Annotated in this window: 18 protein-coding genes; 11 read left to right on the forward strand and 7 right to left on the reverse strand. The window is 63.3% G+C overall.

Annotated elements, in window-relative coordinates; translation table 11 throughout:
- Window positions 1-91 precede the first annotated feature (91 nt).
- Entirely contained in the window at window positions 92-607 is a 516-nt protein-coding gene (locus AC1TPF_RS03070; protein WP_482142596.1) for a DoxX family protein, read from the forward strand.
- A gap of 67 nt (window positions 608-674) precedes the next feature.
- On the opposite strand, the gene AC1TPF_RS03075 is transcribed toward AC1TPF_RS03070, so the two are convergent.
- A complete protein-coding gene (locus tag AC1TPF_RS03075; protein ID WP_482136563.1) occupies window positions 675-1325 on the reverse strand; it encodes a TetR/AcrR family transcriptional regulator in 651 nt (216 codons plus the stop codon).
- A 255-nt stretch (window positions 1326-1580) separates the two neighbouring features.
- On the opposite strand from AC1TPF_RS03075, the gene AC1TPF_RS03080 reads away from it, so the two are divergent.
- The gene (locus AC1TPF_RS03080; protein WP_482142598.1) at window positions 1581-3056 is read left to right on the forward strand and encodes an MFS transporter; all 1476 of its coding nucleotides are present in this window, start codon (window positions 1581-1583) and stop codon (window positions 3054-3056) included.
- Between the two features lie 33 nt (window positions 3057-3089).
- Here AC1TPF_RS03080 and AC1TPF_RS03085 read toward each other — a convergent pair whose 3' ends face one another.
- Together AC1TPF_RS03085 and AC1TPF_RS03090 are read right to left on the reverse strand one after the other, a co-directional pair.
- On the reverse strand, window positions 3090-3878 hold the full coding sequence (locus AC1TPF_RS03085; RefSeq protein ID WP_482142600.1) for an SDR family NAD(P)-dependent oxidoreductase: 789 nt from the start codon (window positions 3876-3878) through the stop codon (window positions 3090-3092).
- Between the two features lie 46 nt (window positions 3879-3924).
- Entirely contained in the window at window positions 3925-4752 is an 828-nt protein-coding gene (locus AC1TPF_RS03090; RefSeq protein WP_482136560.1) for a TauD/TfdA dioxygenase family protein, read from the reverse strand.
- A gap of 181 nt (window positions 4753-4933) precedes the next feature.
- On the opposite strand from AC1TPF_RS03090, the gene AC1TPF_RS03095 reads away from it, so the two are divergent.
- From AC1TPF_RS03095 to AC1TPF_RS03120, 6 genes are all read left to right on the forward strand, one after another.
- Window positions 4934-5689: a maleate cis-trans isomerase family protein gene (locus AC1TPF_RS03095; protein WP_482142601.1), complete on the forward strand. Its 756-nt coding sequence runs from the start codon at window positions 4934-4936 to the stop codon at window positions 5687-5689.
- Window positions 5690-5730: 41 nt separating this feature from the next.
- Entirely contained in the window at window positions 5731-7725 is a 1995-nt protein-coding gene (locus AC1TPF_RS03100; protein WP_482142603.1) for an FAD-dependent oxidoreductase, read from the forward strand.
- A gap of 242 nt (window positions 7726-7967) precedes the next feature.
- The gene (locus AC1TPF_RS03105; RefSeq protein WP_482142605.1) at window positions 7968-8219 is read left to right on the forward strand and encodes an MmcQ/YjbR family DNA-binding protein; all 252 of its coding nucleotides are present in this window, start codon (window positions 7968-7970) and stop codon (window positions 8217-8219) included.
- Entirely contained in the window at window positions 8216-8365 is a 150-nt protein-coding gene (locus AC1TPF_RS03110) for an MmcQ/YjbR family DNA-binding protein (protein WP_482142607.1), read from the forward strand. Before AC1TPF_RS03105 ends, AC1TPF_RS03110 begins: the two co-directional genes overlap by 4 nt.
- A complete protein-coding gene (locus AC1TPF_RS03115; RefSeq protein ID WP_482142609.1) occupies window positions 8358-8582 on the forward strand; it encodes an MmcQ/YjbR family DNA-binding protein in 225 nt (74 codons plus the stop codon). Before AC1TPF_RS03110 ends, AC1TPF_RS03115 begins: the two co-directional genes overlap by 8 nt.
- Window positions 8494-8943 carry a zinc-binding dehydrogenase gene (locus AC1TPF_RS03120; protein ID WP_482142611.1) on the forward strand — a complete coding sequence of 150 codons (450 nt, stop codon included), beginning with the start codon at window positions 8494-8496 and terminating at the stop codon, window positions 8941-8943. Before AC1TPF_RS03115 ends, AC1TPF_RS03120 begins: the two co-directional genes overlap by 89 nt.
- Before the next feature lie 252 nt (window positions 8944-9195).
- Here AC1TPF_RS03120 and AC1TPF_RS03125 read toward each other — a convergent pair whose 3' ends face one another.
- The gene (locus AC1TPF_RS03125) at window positions 9196-9531 is read right to left on the reverse strand and encodes a hypothetical protein (RefSeq protein ID WP_482142613.1); all 336 of its coding nucleotides are present in this window, start codon (window positions 9529-9531) and stop codon (window positions 9196-9198) included.
- Window positions 9532-9890: 359 nt separating this feature from the next.
- Between AC1TPF_RS03125 and AC1TPF_RS03130 the strand changes: the two genes are divergently transcribed.
- A complete protein-coding gene (locus tag AC1TPF_RS03130) occupies window positions 9891-10175 on the forward strand; it encodes a hypothetical protein (protein ID WP_482142615.1) in 285 nt (94 codons plus the stop codon).
- Between the two features lie 123 nt (window positions 10176-10298).
- On the opposite strand, the gene AC1TPF_RS03135 is transcribed toward AC1TPF_RS03130, so the two are convergent.
- Entirely contained in the window at window positions 10299-11162 is an 864-nt protein-coding gene (locus tag AC1TPF_RS03135) for a helix-turn-helix transcriptional regulator (protein WP_482136553.1), read from the reverse strand.
- A 150-nt stretch (window positions 11163-11312) separates the two neighbouring features.
- Between AC1TPF_RS03135 and AC1TPF_RS03140 the strand changes: the two genes are divergently transcribed.
- Window positions 11313-12092: an NAD(P)H-dependent oxidoreductase gene (locus AC1TPF_RS03140; RefSeq protein ID WP_482136552.1), complete on the forward strand. Its 780-nt coding sequence runs from the start codon at window positions 11313-11315 to the stop codon at window positions 12090-12092.
- Between the two features lie 100 nt (window positions 12093-12192).
- On the opposite strand, the gene AC1TPF_RS03145 is transcribed toward AC1TPF_RS03140, so the two are convergent.
- Window positions 12193-12906: an oligopeptide/dipeptide ABC transporter ATP-binding protein gene (locus tag AC1TPF_RS03145; protein ID WP_482142616.1), complete on the reverse strand. Its 714-nt coding sequence runs from the start codon at window positions 12904-12906 to the stop codon at window positions 12193-12195.
- 7 nt (window positions 12907-12913) lie between these two features.
- Here AC1TPF_RS03145 and AC1TPF_RS03150 point away from each other — a divergent pair, with 7 nt between their 5' ends.
- Window positions 12914-13261, forward strand: a complete 348-nt coding sequence (locus AC1TPF_RS03150) for a hypothetical protein (protein WP_482136551.1) — start codon at window positions 12914-12916, stop codon at window positions 13259-13261.
- A 32-nt stretch (window positions 13262-13293) separates the two neighbouring features.
- Here the strand turns inward: AC1TPF_RS03150 and AC1TPF_RS03155 are convergent, their stop codons facing one another.
- Window positions 13294-13935, reverse strand: a complete 642-nt coding sequence (locus tag AC1TPF_RS03155) for an aminodeoxychorismate/anthranilate synthase component II (protein WP_482144009.1) — start codon at window positions 13933-13935, stop codon at window positions 13294-13296.
- Window positions 13936-13992: the final 57 nt, after the last annotated feature.

The following is a 13992-nucleotide window of genomic DNA, read 5'->3' on the forward strand; positions in this document are numbered from 1 at the left end:
CCCCTCGCCGCGCCGGAAGGTGTGACGAGGTGGTACACCCTTCATGAGTGAGATTTGACGCACACGTACCGAACGAAGGGTCCCCGCACCGATGACTAGCCTGTTCCGCGCACCGAAATCCGACCATACCGCCGTGCAGTTGCTGCTTCGCGCCGCCATCGGCGGGACCATGATCGCCCACGGCATCAAGCACGGCCGCAGCCTCGAAGGCACTGCCGGATGGTTCGGATCGATCGGTTTCCGTCAGCCGAAGCTGCAGGCGCAGGCCTCTGCCGTGGTGGAGGTCGGGGCCGGGGCCGCGATCGTCGCCGGAGCCGGGACCCCCCTCGCCGCGGCCGCGGTCGTCGGCACGATGGCGGTCGCCGCCCGCTCGGTGCATCAGCCCAACGGCTTCTTCATCACCTCGGAGGGCTGGGAGTACGTCGCCAACCTCGCAGCCGCCGCGGTGGCCCTGGCCGCCATCGGACCCGGCCGCTTCAGCGTCGACCGCGCCCTGGGTCTTGACAGCAGGCTCAGTACCAACCAGGGTGCCGCCCTGGCAGCGGGTGTCGGACTGGCGGCAGCCGGCGTCCAGCTCGCTGCCTTCCACCGACCGGTCTCCAAGTAGCCAAGCACCAAAAAATACAGGCCGGCGCCCCTCATCGGGTCGTCGGCCTGTGTTGTGTGAGGTGCGCTCAGCGGGTCACGGGCGCGGTCCACATACCCGCCATGGCATCGATCAGATCGGTTCCGAAGTCGTCCCAGCTCGCAGCGTCAGCCGTGTCATCGGTCGCCAGCTGGAGTTCGCGTTCGGCACACATGTGCGTCATCAGCAGTCGTCCCATCGTGGCGCGTGCGACGCGGACGTCCGATGGCAAGTGCGCAAGCGTCGCCCCGAGGCCCTGCACCATCGGGGTCAACGACGGGGACACCCGTTCGGTCTGCTGATAAGCCAGCAGCCGCAGGGACGGATCGGTCTGCACCTGCGCATTGAAACGCGCGTACCAGCTCGGGGTGCCGAGTTCGGCCATATGCTGCGTCGACGGCCGTACGAGACACGAGATCCACGCGCGGATGTCAGTGGAACCCTCGGTTTCCTCGAGCAGCTTCGCGCGGCACTCCTCGATCTGCAAAGAGTGTTTGTTGACAATCGCCAGGACCAGATCCGTCTTGGTGCCGAAGTGGTATCCGACTGCCGCGTTGTTGCCTTGTCCCGCGGCCTCACTCACCTGGCGATTCGAAATCGCGAAGACGCCCTCTTCGGCAAAGAGTCGTTCGGCAGCGGTGAGGATGAGCTCGCGTGTCGCCACCGCACGCGTCGATTTTGATCCAGCCGTCGCAGTCATCGGTCCACTTCCACCTTGTACTTCAGGCCGGGCCACGAGAGGAATATGGCCCGTTCCTGACGCCATTCAACCTTCATTCGCCCACCTGGTCAATCAGTTGATTTAGCAGCGGGCCGTCAGGTTCCCGAGATTCGAAGCGATGACGTGGATCACCCCCGACCCCTCCCAGTTGACTGAACCACAACCGGGATCTAGTTTTAGGTAAGTCAATTGACTGATTGATGCTCTCGAAAGCGCGCCTGATGGAGTCTGCCGATGTCGACCGCCGAAAACTCAGGCCCTGACCAGCCCATCGATGCCAAACCGGCCGCCATCGTCGCGGTCCTGGCGTTCTCCGGTGTGGTCGCCGCCCTGACCCACACCATGATCATTCCGATCATCCCTCAGTTGCCGGGACTACTGGACGCGTCTGCGTCCAACACCGCCTGGGCGATCACCGCCACCCTGCTCGCGGCCAGTGTCTCCGTCCCGATGATGGGCCGTCTCGGCGACATGTTCGGCAAACGCCGCATATTGCTGGTCTGCTTCTCGCTACTCATCGCCGGTTCGGCGGTCTGCGCACTGGCCTCCGATATCGTCACCCTCATCGTCGGCCGGTCGCTGCAGGGCATGGCGGCCGGTGTCATCCCTCTGGGCATCAGCGTCATGCGCGACATGCTGCCTGCCAAGAAGCTGCCCGGCGCCGTCGCGACCATGAGTTCCTCACTCGGGGTCGGCGGCGCGCTGGGTCTACCCGTTTCCGCCCTGATCGCCGAGTTCTCCAACTGGCACGTTCTGTTCTGGGCGTCGGCCGCAATGGGCATCATCGCCACCGTGCTGGTGATTGTTGTTGTGCCCGAATCGAATATCCGGAGCGGAGGTAGCTTCGACTTCGGTGGGGCACTGTCACTGTCGATCGCGTTGGTCTCGATGCTGCTCGCGATCTCCAAGGGTGCCGACTGGGGCTGGACCTCTTCGACGACAACCGGTCTGGCGATCCTGGCCGCAGCATTCTTCGTCATCTGGGGCTGGTGGGAACTACGGGTGCCGCAACCGCTGATCGACCTGCGGGTCAGTGTCCGACCCCAGGTGCTCTTCACCAACATGGCCTCCATCGTTCTCGGGTTCGCCATGTTCTCGATGAGTCTGGTGTTCCCCCAGGTCTTGCAGTTGCCAACCGCCACCGGGTACGGCCTCGGGCAGTCGATGCTGGTCGCCGGACTCGTGATGGCGCCCTCCGGATTGATGATGATGTTGGTCTCGCCGCTGTCCGCGCACATCACGACAACCCGAGGTCCCAAGACCACGTTGATGTTCGGCGCGATCGCCGTGGCCATCGCATACGGAACCGGCGTGATGTTCATGCACTCGATCTGGCAGATGGTGCTCATCTCGATCATCATCGGCTTCGGCATCGGGTTGGCCTACGGCGCCATGCCCGCCCTGATCATGGGTGCGGTACCGGAGACCGAAACCGGTGCCGCGAACAGTTTCAACACATTGATGCGCTCTGTCGGAACATCTTTCGCCAGTGCCATCGCCGGGGTGATCCTGGCTCAGATGACGATGTCGGTGGGCTCGACGACCGTTCCCACCGAAAGCGCGTTCCGCATCGTCATGGCCTGCGGCGCCGTGGCCTCGCTGCTTTCCTTCGGGATCGCCTGGTTCATCCCCAAGTTCAGCATTTCCGCTGCCCAGCTCGAGGTGAACACGGCAGGCGAGAACAGCGAACCGCTCTCCTCGACTCGTTGAAGGCTGCTCGGCCTTCGACCGAGGACCTGGGCGTCAGGCAGGAGTCCGCCCCGATTTCTCGGCACCCATCCCCGAGAACCCCACCGAGTAGCCACCGTCGGCCGGCATCAGCACACCGGTGATATACGAGGATGCATCGCTGGCGAAAAATAATGCTGCCGAGGCTATTTCGTCGGGCATACCCCAACGATCCATCGGGATGCCCGGCACCCGGGTAGCTCCCGGAGGCGGCTCCGGATACTCCTTGGACATGGCGACCAAACCCGTCCACACCGTCCCCGGGCACACCGCATTGACCCGAATGTTGTTGTCCACGTAGTCGAGGGCCCCGGTTTTGGTCAGCTGATTGACCCCGGCCTTGGCCGCACCGTAGACACCGTGATGTTTGAAGCCGACCATGGCCGTCATCGAGGAGATGTTCACAATGGATCCGCCGCCGGACTCGAGCATCGACAGAACCCCGTATTTCATGCACAGAAAGACCCCGCGCAGATTCACATCGTGAACGCGGTCCCAATCCTCGGTACTCTGCAGATGCAGGGGCATCATGGTGCCGCCGAAGCCGGCATTGTTGACCAGGATGTCGACCCGCCCGAACGATTCTTCCGCGGTCGCGATCATGCGCTGGACATCCTCCTCCTTGCTGATATCCGCTTTGACGCCTACCGCACCCTCGCCGATCTCCTCGGCAACGTCCAGAGCGCGCCCGGTTATGCTCGCGCACACCACATTCGCCCCCTCTGCGGCGAACCTGTGCGCGATCGACTTCCCGATACCGGAGCCGGCCCCGGTGACGACGGCGACCTTGTCTTTCAGTTGCATGTTCAGTTCCTCTGTATGTCGTGACCTCTGGGGATGCCGTGGCTGCTCAGGTGATCGGCTCGGTTCCGGCGAGGGTGGTGCGATGCATCCGACGCGCCTCCGTCCGGTCGAAGGGACAGGCTCGGTGCAGCAGACCGAGGTTGTCCCAGAGGACCATGTCGCCCACCTGCCACTCGTGCCGCAACACCCGATCCGGCGAGGTGGCGCGCTTCTCCAGATCGGCCAACAGCGCGCGGCCCTCATCGAAATCCATCCCCACGACGTGAGAGGCGCTGTGCCCGAAGACCAGTGACCGTCGCCCGGACCGGTGTTCCCACACCAGTGGATGTTCACGTTCAGGCCACGTCGCCCAGTCCTCGAGCTGTTCCGGTGTCGGGTCCGGGTAGCTGCGCCGCTGTATCGCCTCGAACGTATGCAATACCCGCAGGCCCGCATATCGTTCCTTCTCGTCTTCGGTCAGGACGTCGTAGGCCGCATATGTGCTGCTGAACTCCGTCTCGCCGCCGTCGCTCGCGAGCACGTGCGCCGTCAGGGCCACAGCTTTCGCCGGCGTCTCGTCCATTGAACCGTCGAAATGCCAATGGTCGTTACTCGAGAAGTAACGCACATTCGGATTCGACGGCTCGAAACTGATCTCCATCACGTCCGGATTCGGGTAAGCCGGAAATTGCACCACATCACCGAGTTTCCGGCAGAATTCAACCTGCACCTCGTCGTCGATGGGCAGACCTCGTAGCAGCAGAACGCCATGTTCTTCCAGCGCGGACATGCACGCCGCGGGCAATTCGGCATCGTTGCGCAAGCGGTCGACATCGACGTCGACCAGCTCGGCCCCTACGACATCGGTCAGTTTGCGGGTGGTGAGTGTGGCCATCTCGCTCTCCTTTTCATCATTGCGGCAGCAAATCCGCCGGTCATGATTGGATGTGTATGCAATGTAGGTCTTCCTCATAACTATTTCAATCCTTGCTAGGATTGCGACTGAGCGTGTATGCAATAAGGGCACCGATTGCCTTTCGGCAACTCAGGGCCCTACCACTCGAGGGAGATCGCTCATGGCCGATGCGTTGGGTTGGCGACTGAAATTGGGAGTCGTCACGCCCTCGGTGAATACCGTCGTTCAGCCCGAATACGACGACATGCGGCCTCCAGGTGTCACCAACCACATCGGGCGCATTCACATCCCTGACCGGATCACCAGCAACGACAACGATTTCGAACTGTTGGTACGCGACATCGATCGCGGTCTCGACGACGCCGTCGAGCGGGTCCTGACCTGCGAGCCGGACTGCATCGTCCTCGGCGTCTCGATCGAGGCGGTGTACGGCGACCCCAAAGCGGGCGACGGTATCCAGCAACGACTTCGAGCAAAGTTTGGCGAAGAACTGCGGCTCGTCCATGCCGGCGACGCGATACCGGCCGCGCTGCGTGCGCTCGGCGTGAGTGAAGGGCCGATCGCACTGCTCACCCCGTACCAACCTGTCTCCGAGGGACATCTGCGGACCTTCGTCGAGAACTGCGGCTACCAGCTGCACGACGCCATCCACCTGCGCGCCCCCAGCGCAGTGCAGATCGCGCACACCACAAGGGAAACCGTGCAGGAGGGATTCGACCGCCTCGCGAAGACCCGGCCTCGTGCCATCGTCCAGTTCGGGGCCAACATGTGTGCCGGAGCAATCGCGGCCGACGCCGAACAGCGCCTCGGCCTCCCGGTGATCGCGGTCAATACCGCCACCTACTGGCATGCCCTGCGCACCAACGGAATCCCCGACCAGATCGAGGGCTTCGGACAGCTGCTGGCGCAACACTGACCGCACGTTCATCACCCGATGGCCAGGTATTGGAGCCACACATGCCCCACGAATACCCCACATTGTTCTCACCGATCGCCCTCGGGCCGCGCACCGCCCGCAACCGGGTCTGGATGACGGCACATGCCACGGAGTTCTCCACCGACGGCACGTTCGCCGACGCCAGCGCGGACTACTACGCCGAACGTGCTCGCCGGGGCGTCGCCGTGATCACCATGGAGGCCATGGCAGTTCATCCGACCAGCCAGCCGCGCCGCGGTGTAATACTCGCGTACAAAGCGGCGGTGGTCGACAGTTACCGCACCGTGGCGCAGGCCGTCCATCCACACGGGACTTTGCTGCTGGCACAACTGTGGCATCGGGGAAGGCAGACCGACGGGATCATCAGCCGTCTGCCGACCTGGGCACCGAGCGCTGTGCCCGACACCGTCTACCGCGAGATCCCCCACGAGATGACGCTGCCCGAGATCGACGAACTGGTGGCGCACTACGTGCGGGCCGCCGAGTACGCGATCGAGGGCGGGGTCGACGGTATCGAGATCCACGGTTTGGCCCACGGCTACCTGCTCGGTCAATTCCTCTCTCCGGCAACCAATCATCGCACCGACGACTACGGTGGTTCGTTCGAGAATCGGATGCGCATCGTGCGTCGGATCGTCGACGAGGTCCGGCAGGCCGTCCCCACCGGCCGCATCCTGGGAATCCGGCTCAACAGTAGTGACGGAGATTCCGCCGCCGCTCTGACCAACGCCGACTGGGTCCAGATCGCCGTCGAAGTCGAGCACTGGGGCGCCGTCGACTACATCTCCACCAGTCAGGGCACCTATCTGGACCGGATGCAGATCTATGGAACGTCGGCTGCCCGGCCCGCCGGATACGAGGTCGCCGACACCGCCGCGATCACCCGGGCGGTCTCGGTGCCCGTGGTCGCGGTCGGCCGCATCACCACCCCGGAGATGGCCGAGGACATACTCTCAACGGGCAGAGCCCAATTCGTCGGTATGGCGCGTCAGCTCATCGCCGATCCGAGCTGGCCGGAGAAGGCCCAGCGGGGGCGATCCGACACCATTCGGCCCTGCATCGGATCGAACTGGTGTGTCGCCTCGTTCGCACGAGGCCCACTCGCCTGCATACACAATCCGAAGGTCGGCCGCGAACGCATATTCGCCCTCGACGACGTCAGATCTCGTCGGCCACGCACCGTCGCGGTCGTCGGCGGCGGACCAGCGGGACTGCGTGCGGCCCTGACGGCATCCGAACTCGGCCATGAGGTGACGCTCTTCGAGCAGGAATCGACACTCGGTGGACAAGTCGGACTGATCGCAATGGCCGACTCGTACGGTGAGTGGGCGGGCGTTACCGACTGGCTGACAACACAACTCGCGGACAGCAACGTCAAGATCGCGCTCGGGCACCGGGCGAGTGCAGACGATCTCATCGGCCACTACGACGCGGCGGTGATCGCCACCGGATCCACACCGATCCGGCACGGCTGGACATCGCGGCATCCCGACCGCTGGGTGGCCGCCTCGGCGCTACCCGGCTCCGATCAGTGGAACGTCTATACGCCTGCGGAGATCCTCACCGGCCGCACCGAAATACCTCACCGGGTCCTGATCGTCGACGACACCGGTGACCGGCAAGCGTTTGTCACCGCCGAGTATCTTCTCAGTCGACGCCATCCGGTACACATCGTCTCGCAATACCCCCAGCTCGGGCACGCCTTCGCGGATGCTCACGACCTTCCGTTCGCATTCGGTCAACTACGAAGGGCGGGAATGACATTCACTCCCGGAACCGAGGTGACCGCGATCGACGGTGACACTGTCATGCTGAAAGATGTGTACACACAGGAGACTTCGGTCCTCACCGACATCGACGCCATCGTGCTGGTTCTCGGCAACACCGCCGACGATGCGCTGGCCCGTGAGCTCAACGGCAGTGGTGTCGATGTCCAGGTGGTCGGCGATGCCCAGGCGCCGCGGCGAATCTTCAACGCCATCTGGGAAGGCGAGCAGGCCGCCCGAAACCTCTGAGCCCTTGCCGGGGCCGCTGCCGAAACAGTGAGCCTGTCAGCAACGAACATCCGCCGGCGCTGCGCCCGCCCGGCCCCTCGGGACATGATGCGCACGAACTCGCTCGGGCACGCGATACACCCAATACGTCGTGGACCGTGGGCACGGGCCGTAACGTGGGAGTACATCGAGAGAGCGGCGAGCGGGAGCCTGGCCCCGTCATTGCTCCGGCTGTGCCCGTGTTGCTGAGGGGGTTTGCGACCATGGACGGGAAAACCCTGCAGAACACAGCCCAAAGGTGTGCTGAGAGCCTCCCGGCAACTACGCTGGACCCCTTCGAACCCGGCTGGAAGGCCGCCAAGGTTCACGAAAAATGGTTCATGCTGATGACCGTGGTTCCGCAGGATTCCCACATGCGGGACCTGGCCGGCCGGCCGGTCGTGATCGTCAAGTCCGACCCGGCGCCGCAGCCCTTCGTGGGGCATATGCGGACATCACTGCCGGTTACCACATGAACAAGCAGCACTGGATCACGCTGGCTCCCGGCGACTCCATCGACACGAATCTGGTCGAGGAACTGGTGACCGAATCCTACAGACTCGTGGTTGACACGCTGCCCAAATCTCGCCGGCCCATCGACCTGAAGACGGTCGGTGACTGACTGCGGGCGTCCCTTCGTCGGCAAGCTGGACGTCTACCAGGTTGCGGGACAGGTCATCCTGATCGTCACCGACGATCCGGACGAACGGATCATCGCCGTCAAGTCAGAGCAGGTGCGAGCTCTGCAACGTGGGTACGAGTCGATCGTTCCCGGCCGCTACCTCAACGAATCACATTGGATCTCTATCGGAATCCACGCCGCGGGATGCGGCATTTGAAGGAAGAAGTCATGCGAGCAGTTGTGCTCAGAGAACCCGGCAACATCGACAAGCTCCTCCCCTCCACACCGTCCACAACCGAGGCACTGTCTGCTTCACCGGAGCACTGTCGGACCACTGGACGATCCAGGCCTTCAACCCGCTCGCTCAGATCCCGACCGGCGTGCGTCTCACCGCCTATGCCGGCGAGGCCTCGGACCTTCCCGCCGACGTACTCCACCAGCAACTAGAGGCCATCACCGAGGGCCGAATCAAGGTCGCGATCGCGCACGTTTGCCACGGTCTCGAACAGGTCGGCGTAGCGCAGGCAGGCTTGGAGACAGGAAGAATGCCAGGCAAGCCGGTCGTCGTCCTCGACTGACCGGAGTAGCGAGAGCTCCTACCTGACCAGTTCGATGGCCGCCTCCGTCGCTGCGTCATCCGGACTCCCCTCGCGAAGTGCCCGGGCCGAATCTCCCGGACCTCCGGTTCTTCGACGGCACAACGCTCTTGCGCCGACGGGCACCGCGTTCGGAAGCGACAGCCGCCGGGCGGGTTCATCAGATCTCACACGCTGGAACACGCGTAATTTCCGAACCTTGCGGTATTCCTTGACCTGGTCAGCCGCTCACCATCAGCGGAAGGTCAAGGTTTCGAAACCGGCCTCGAATCCCCACGTGCAGAGATCGCTGCGCAGTCGAGTCGGGTACATCGTTTTCGGATGTAGGGCACCTACCCATTTGCTCTTGTAGACGGCCGCCACGAATACGTACTGATCTAACTGGATCGAGGATCCCGCAAAGATCGTTCCATCAATGAACACGGGCGCGGCAAGCAAGTGGTGCGCATTGACTGCGGTGATCCCATTTGTCTGGCGCAGGTGCAGTATCCGAAAGCTGCGGTAGCCCTCAAATCGAATGTGGCGGTGGCTATCGAGTCGGCTGCGGGTGTGATGGTGGGAGTGTGCCATCGAGGTTGTCCTGGATGGCTGTGACCGCGGCTGCCAATGGCGGTGAGGCGGGGTCGAGTGCTTGTTGTTCGGTGATGGTGACGAGTCTTAGAACCTGCGATGGATTCGACCTGTCCGCTGAAGGCGTGGGTCGAGGCCGCTACGAGATTGCGTACGTCGCTGACATCTGTGATGGCGTCGAAGGGTGAAGTCAGAGTTGTTGTCGCGGGCTCGCTATATTTGCCCAACCGGCTGCACCGCCTCGGTTGAGATGTCGTGGTTCCTTCGCCAGAATCGTTCTACTGCAATGAATCTTATTGGTCTGGCACAGGTGAGCAGTATATGAAACCTGCGGTATACCGGTCACAGAATCAGCACCAATGACAACACCCAGCGGCCCTATCTCCAACGCCGAGAACTCCTCGACGATCTGGGCATATCCAGCAAATCGGTTCAAGCTCACCAGTTTTGGACGAACGTTGATGCTCAACAAAAACACCGAGGACGTCATCGGTGGCTGGATCCCTGGCTCCGTCGGCGCTGCCGCCGGCATCGGTTCTCAACAACTCGGAGGCCACAATCCGACCGGTGAACTTGTCTACATCGGCCACGTAAGAACGGGTTTCACCGCGAAAGCGCGTCGAGAGTTACTTGCGCAGCTCTAAGCGATCGAGCACAAGGTCGATTGCGTCGGCGATCGATTGGCGGGCGATGCCCGGAAATTCATGCACCGTCGGCAGACGTTTGGTGGCTATTCGACCTTGAGCGGGCAACCCTGCCCCAGACTCCTAATCGTCGGCGGGTGTTGTCGCGCACAATGACTGGACACCGCGGTCCCTCACGGTCGCGGATGTTCCCAGGCTTTCGAGTAGACGCAGTCCGTCTGCGGTGGGGCTCTCGGGGGTGGCAGTGAGCACGATCAGTTCCATACCGGGCTGGTCGGGTAGCGCGAAGTTCTCTTGATGAAGTTCCAGTAGTCCCACGAGCGGGTGCTGGTATGCCTTGCGTCCGTGTGTGCGGGCGCGTACGTCTGCGCGGGACCAGAGACTGCGGAATCGTTCACTACCGATCGCGAGTTCACCGATGAGCGAAGCCAATCGTGGGTCATCTGGGTATGTTCCGGCGGCCAGGCGCAGATGCCCGACGACGTCGAGGGTGCACGTGTCCCAGTCAGCATAGAGGCCACGTTCGGCTTCGGCGAGGAAGATGTGGCGGGCGGTGTTCAGACCCGGTATCGGTGTCCCGTAGAGGAGGCGGGCGAGCTTGTTTGCGGCGAGCACGTCGAGGCGGTGATTCATGATCAGCGCGGGTGCACTGGCGGCCAGATCGAGAACGCTGAGCAGTTCCGGTCGGAGCTGTCCGTTCGGTGTCTTGGCGGGCCGTCGACGTTGCCGGGCGAGGCGGTGCAGGTGTCCACGTTCGGTGTCGTCGAGTTCGAGGACGCGGGCGAGTGCGTCAAGGACCTGCTCGGAGGGCTGGGTCGCGCGACCCTGCTCCAAGCGTACGTAGTAGTCGACGCTGACTCCGGATAGGTGTGCGACCTCTTCGCGGCGCAGACCTTCGACCCGACGGCGACTGTCGGAGGGAATGCCGACGGCAGCCGGGTCGACCCGGGAACGCCGGGTCCGCAGGAAGCCCGCAAGATCGTCCATGCCCCTCAGTATGGACTCGGTTTGGCCGAGGTAGTGCGGATGAAGGTGGTCCTGCCGATACCAGGAAGTCCCATCCGTTGGTAACAGCGCCCCTGAATGTCCGGCGCCGCGGCACCCAGAATCGAAAGCACCCGACACGAAGGAGTTTCCATGAAGACACTGATCATTTACGCCCACCCGGAGCCCACGTCGCTCAACAGCTCACTCAAGGACCTTGCGGTCTCGACGTTGGAGAGCGCTGGACACGAGGTGCGGGTCAGCGACCTGTACGCGATGAACTGGAAAGCTGTCGTCGACGCCGAGGACTTCGGCCCCCACGCCTCTAGCCCGCTGCAGGTCGCCCGGAACTCGGGTGGGGCTTTCGACGCCGGGACGCTCACACCGGATGTTCTTGCGGAGCAAGAGAAGTTGCTGTGGGCCGATACGATCATCTTCCAGTTCCCGCTGTGGTGGTACACGATGCCCGCGATTCTCAAAGGCTGGGTAGATCGGGTATTCAGCTTCCACTTCGCATACGGCGTCGGCGAACACAGTGACACCAAATACGGCGAACGATTCGGTGAAGGCACTCTCGCAGGCAAGAGAGCATTACTGTCGGTGACAACCGGCGGACCGGAGTCGCATTACACCCCGCGCGGAATCAACGGTCCGATCGAGGACCTGCTGTTCCCGTTCCAGCACGGCATCCTCTATTACCCGGGGATCGAGGTGCTGCCACCGTTCGTGCTGTACGGCACGGACAGGATGAGCGACGAGGACTACCCGGACGTCGCGAAAGCATTCGAGCAGCGCTTGCTCACCTTGCATTCGACGGAGCCAATAGGGTTCCGGCGGCAGAACTTCGGTGACTACGAGATCCCCTCATTGCAACTGAAGGAGGGACTCGAGCCGGCTGGACGCACCGGGTTCGGGTTGCACGTACGCGGCTGAAAGCTGCTCCCCGCTACCGAAGGTGCTCGGCGCGGGGTGTGGGTGATGACAGAGGCAAGGACAGTAAAGACTCGCGGTCCCGCGCGTGACGCGCCCTGTTCTAACCGAGCGTTTTAGCCGAGGGGCCGTCGAAGTGCGGGTAATGACAGGCAGCAAAGTGCCCGGGGCGGATCTCCCGGATCTCCGGTTCTTCGACGGCACAACGCTCTTGCGCCGACGGGCACCGCGTTCGGAAGCGACAGCCGCTGGGTGGGTTCATCGGCGAGGGCAGGTCACCTTGCAGCTGCGCCGTGGACACCGGCACGGTCGGGTCGGGTTCGGGCACCGAGTCGATCAGCGCACGGGTGTACGGGTGTACCGGAACAGAGAACAGCTCGTCGGTGGCCGCGACCTCGCACACCTTCCCGAGGTACATCACGACCACGCGGTCGCTGAGATTCTTGATCACCGCCAGATCGTGCGCGATGAACACCAGCGTGAGCTGGTATCGCTCTCTCATCTCCTTCAAGAGGTTGATGATTTGGGCCTGCACCAGGACATCGAGAGCCGACACCGGTTCATCGCAGATGACGAGCTCAGGATCCAAGACCATGGCCCGTGCGATCGAGATGCGTTGGCATTGGCCACCGGAGAACTCGTGCGGGCGACGGTCAGAAGCGGTATCCGGATCCAGGCCGACCCGTTCGATCATCGCCCTGGTCCGCGCGAGAATCTCCGACTTGCTGAGATTGCCCTGGATGCGCAGACCCTCGGCGACGATGTCCTCGACGCGTCGCAATGGATTGAGCGAGGAGATCGGATCCTGAAAGATCATCTGCAGCTTGCTGCGCTGTGCTGGTGACGGTTCGGCGCGGCAGCATCGGTGGAGCCGAGGTCCACCGCCCCGACGATATTTCTGCCGCCTACCATCTCGAGAAGCGTGGGCAGAAGCCCGCACCCGGCACGGCGAGTACCCCTCTGAACACGCAGCGGAAGGCGCTGTTCACGCCCACCGCCGCCTCGTCGAGGAGATCGCGGCCGGACGGGCCGACGAGGCCGAACGACTGGCCCGAGCCCACCTGGCAGCGACCCAGGCATTTGTACTCGAACGCTTCGGCGATCAGATCGTCAACGCGTCGGCAGCGATGTCGCGCCAGGCAATCCACTCCAGCCGACGCTCGCGGATGTGACGTCACGCCAACCGAACTGACGCGGGCGGTCCTCAGCCCAGCGCTGCGGCGACCTGTGCCTCGAGGGTGTTGACCTGACCATCGGGCACGGCCATGCCACAGACCGTCAGCCAGTTGGCGAGCATCCGATGGCCACCTTCGGTGAGCACGCTCTCCGGGTGGAACTGCACGCCATGGATCGGTAGTTCGCGGTGGCGCATCGCCATCACGATCCCGGTATCGGTCTGGGCGGTGACGACCAATTCGTCGGGGATGGTCTCCGGCAATACCGTCAGTGAGTGATATCTGGTGGCGGTGAACGGGTTGGGCAGACCGGCCAGGACACCCTCGTTGTTGTGGGTCACCAGCGAGGTCTTGCCGTGCAGGAGCTCCGGTGCCCGATCGACGGTTGCACCGAACGCGGCGCCGATGGCCTGGTGGCCAAGACAGACCCCGAGCAACGGGGTACCGGCAGCGGCGGCGGCACCCACCAGTGACATGGTCGCTCCGGCTCGCTGCGGTGTTCCCGGTCCAGGCGAGAGCAACACACCATCGAATTGCGCCACCGCGGCCGCCGGATCGGCCAGCCGCTCGTCGTCGTTGCGCCAGACCTGGGCATGGACTCCGAGTTGTCCGAGATATTGGACAAGGTTGTAGACGAAGCTGTCGTAGTTGTCGACGACCAGGATCTGCACAGGGGGACCAGGGTTCACGTCGACAGGCTACCTGGGTCGATGCCGCGAGCTCACCCC

The sequence above is a fragment of the Williamsia sp. Y853 genome (assembly GCF_056786495.1).

Coding starts and splice junctions, on each gene's coding strand:
- AC1TPF_RS03070 (WP_482142596.1), top strand. CDS start 92: ATGACTAGCCTGTTCCGCGCACCGAAATCCGACCATACCGCCGTGCAG.
- AC1TPF_RS03075 (WP_482136563.1), bottom strand. CDS start 1,325: ATGACTGCGACGGCTGGATCAAAATCGACGCGTGCGGTGGCGACACGC.
- AC1TPF_RS03080 (WP_482142598.1), top strand. CDS start 1,581: ATGTCGACCGCCGAAAACTCAGGCCCTGACCAGCCCATCGATGCCAAA.
- AC1TPF_RS03085 (WP_482142600.1), bottom strand. CDS start 3,878: ATGCAACTGAAAGACAAGGTCGCCGTCGTCACCGGGGCCGGCTCCGGT.
- AC1TPF_RS03090 (WP_482136560.1), bottom strand. CDS start 4,752: ATGGCCACACTCACCACCCGCAAACTGACCGATGTCGTAGGGGCCGAG.
- AC1TPF_RS03095 (WP_482142601.1), top strand. CDS start 4,934: ATGGCCGATGCGTTGGGTTGGCGACTGAAATTGGGAGTCGTCACGCCC.
- AC1TPF_RS03100 (WP_482142603.1), top strand. CDS start 5,731: ATGCCCCACGAATACCCCACATTGTTCTCACCGATCGCCCTCGGGCCG.
- AC1TPF_RS03105 (WP_482142605.1), top strand. CDS start 7,968: ATGGACGGGAAAACCCTGCAGAACACAGCCCAAAGGTGTGCTGAGAGC.
- AC1TPF_RS03110 (WP_482142607.1), top strand. CDS start 8,216: ATGAACAAGCAGCACTGGATCACGCTGGCTCCCGGCGACTCCATCGAC.
- AC1TPF_RS03125 (WP_482142613.1), bottom strand. CDS start 9,531: ATGGCACACTCCCACCATCACACCCGCAGCCGACTCGATAGCCACCGC.
- AC1TPF_RS03130 (WP_482142615.1), top strand. CDS start 9,891: ATGACAACACCCAGCGGCCCTATCTCCAACGCCGAGAACTCCTCGACG.
- AC1TPF_RS03135 (WP_482136553.1), bottom strand. CDS start 11,162: ATGGACGATCTTGCGGGCTTCCTGCGGACCCGGCGTTCCCGGGTCGAC.
- AC1TPF_RS03140 (WP_482136552.1), top strand. CDS start 11,313: ATGAAGACACTGATCATTTACGCCCACCCGGAGCCCACGTCGCTCAAC.
- AC1TPF_RS03145 (WP_482142616.1), bottom strand. CDS start 12,906: ATGATCTTTCAGGATCCGATCTCCTCGCTCAATCCATTGCGACGCGTC.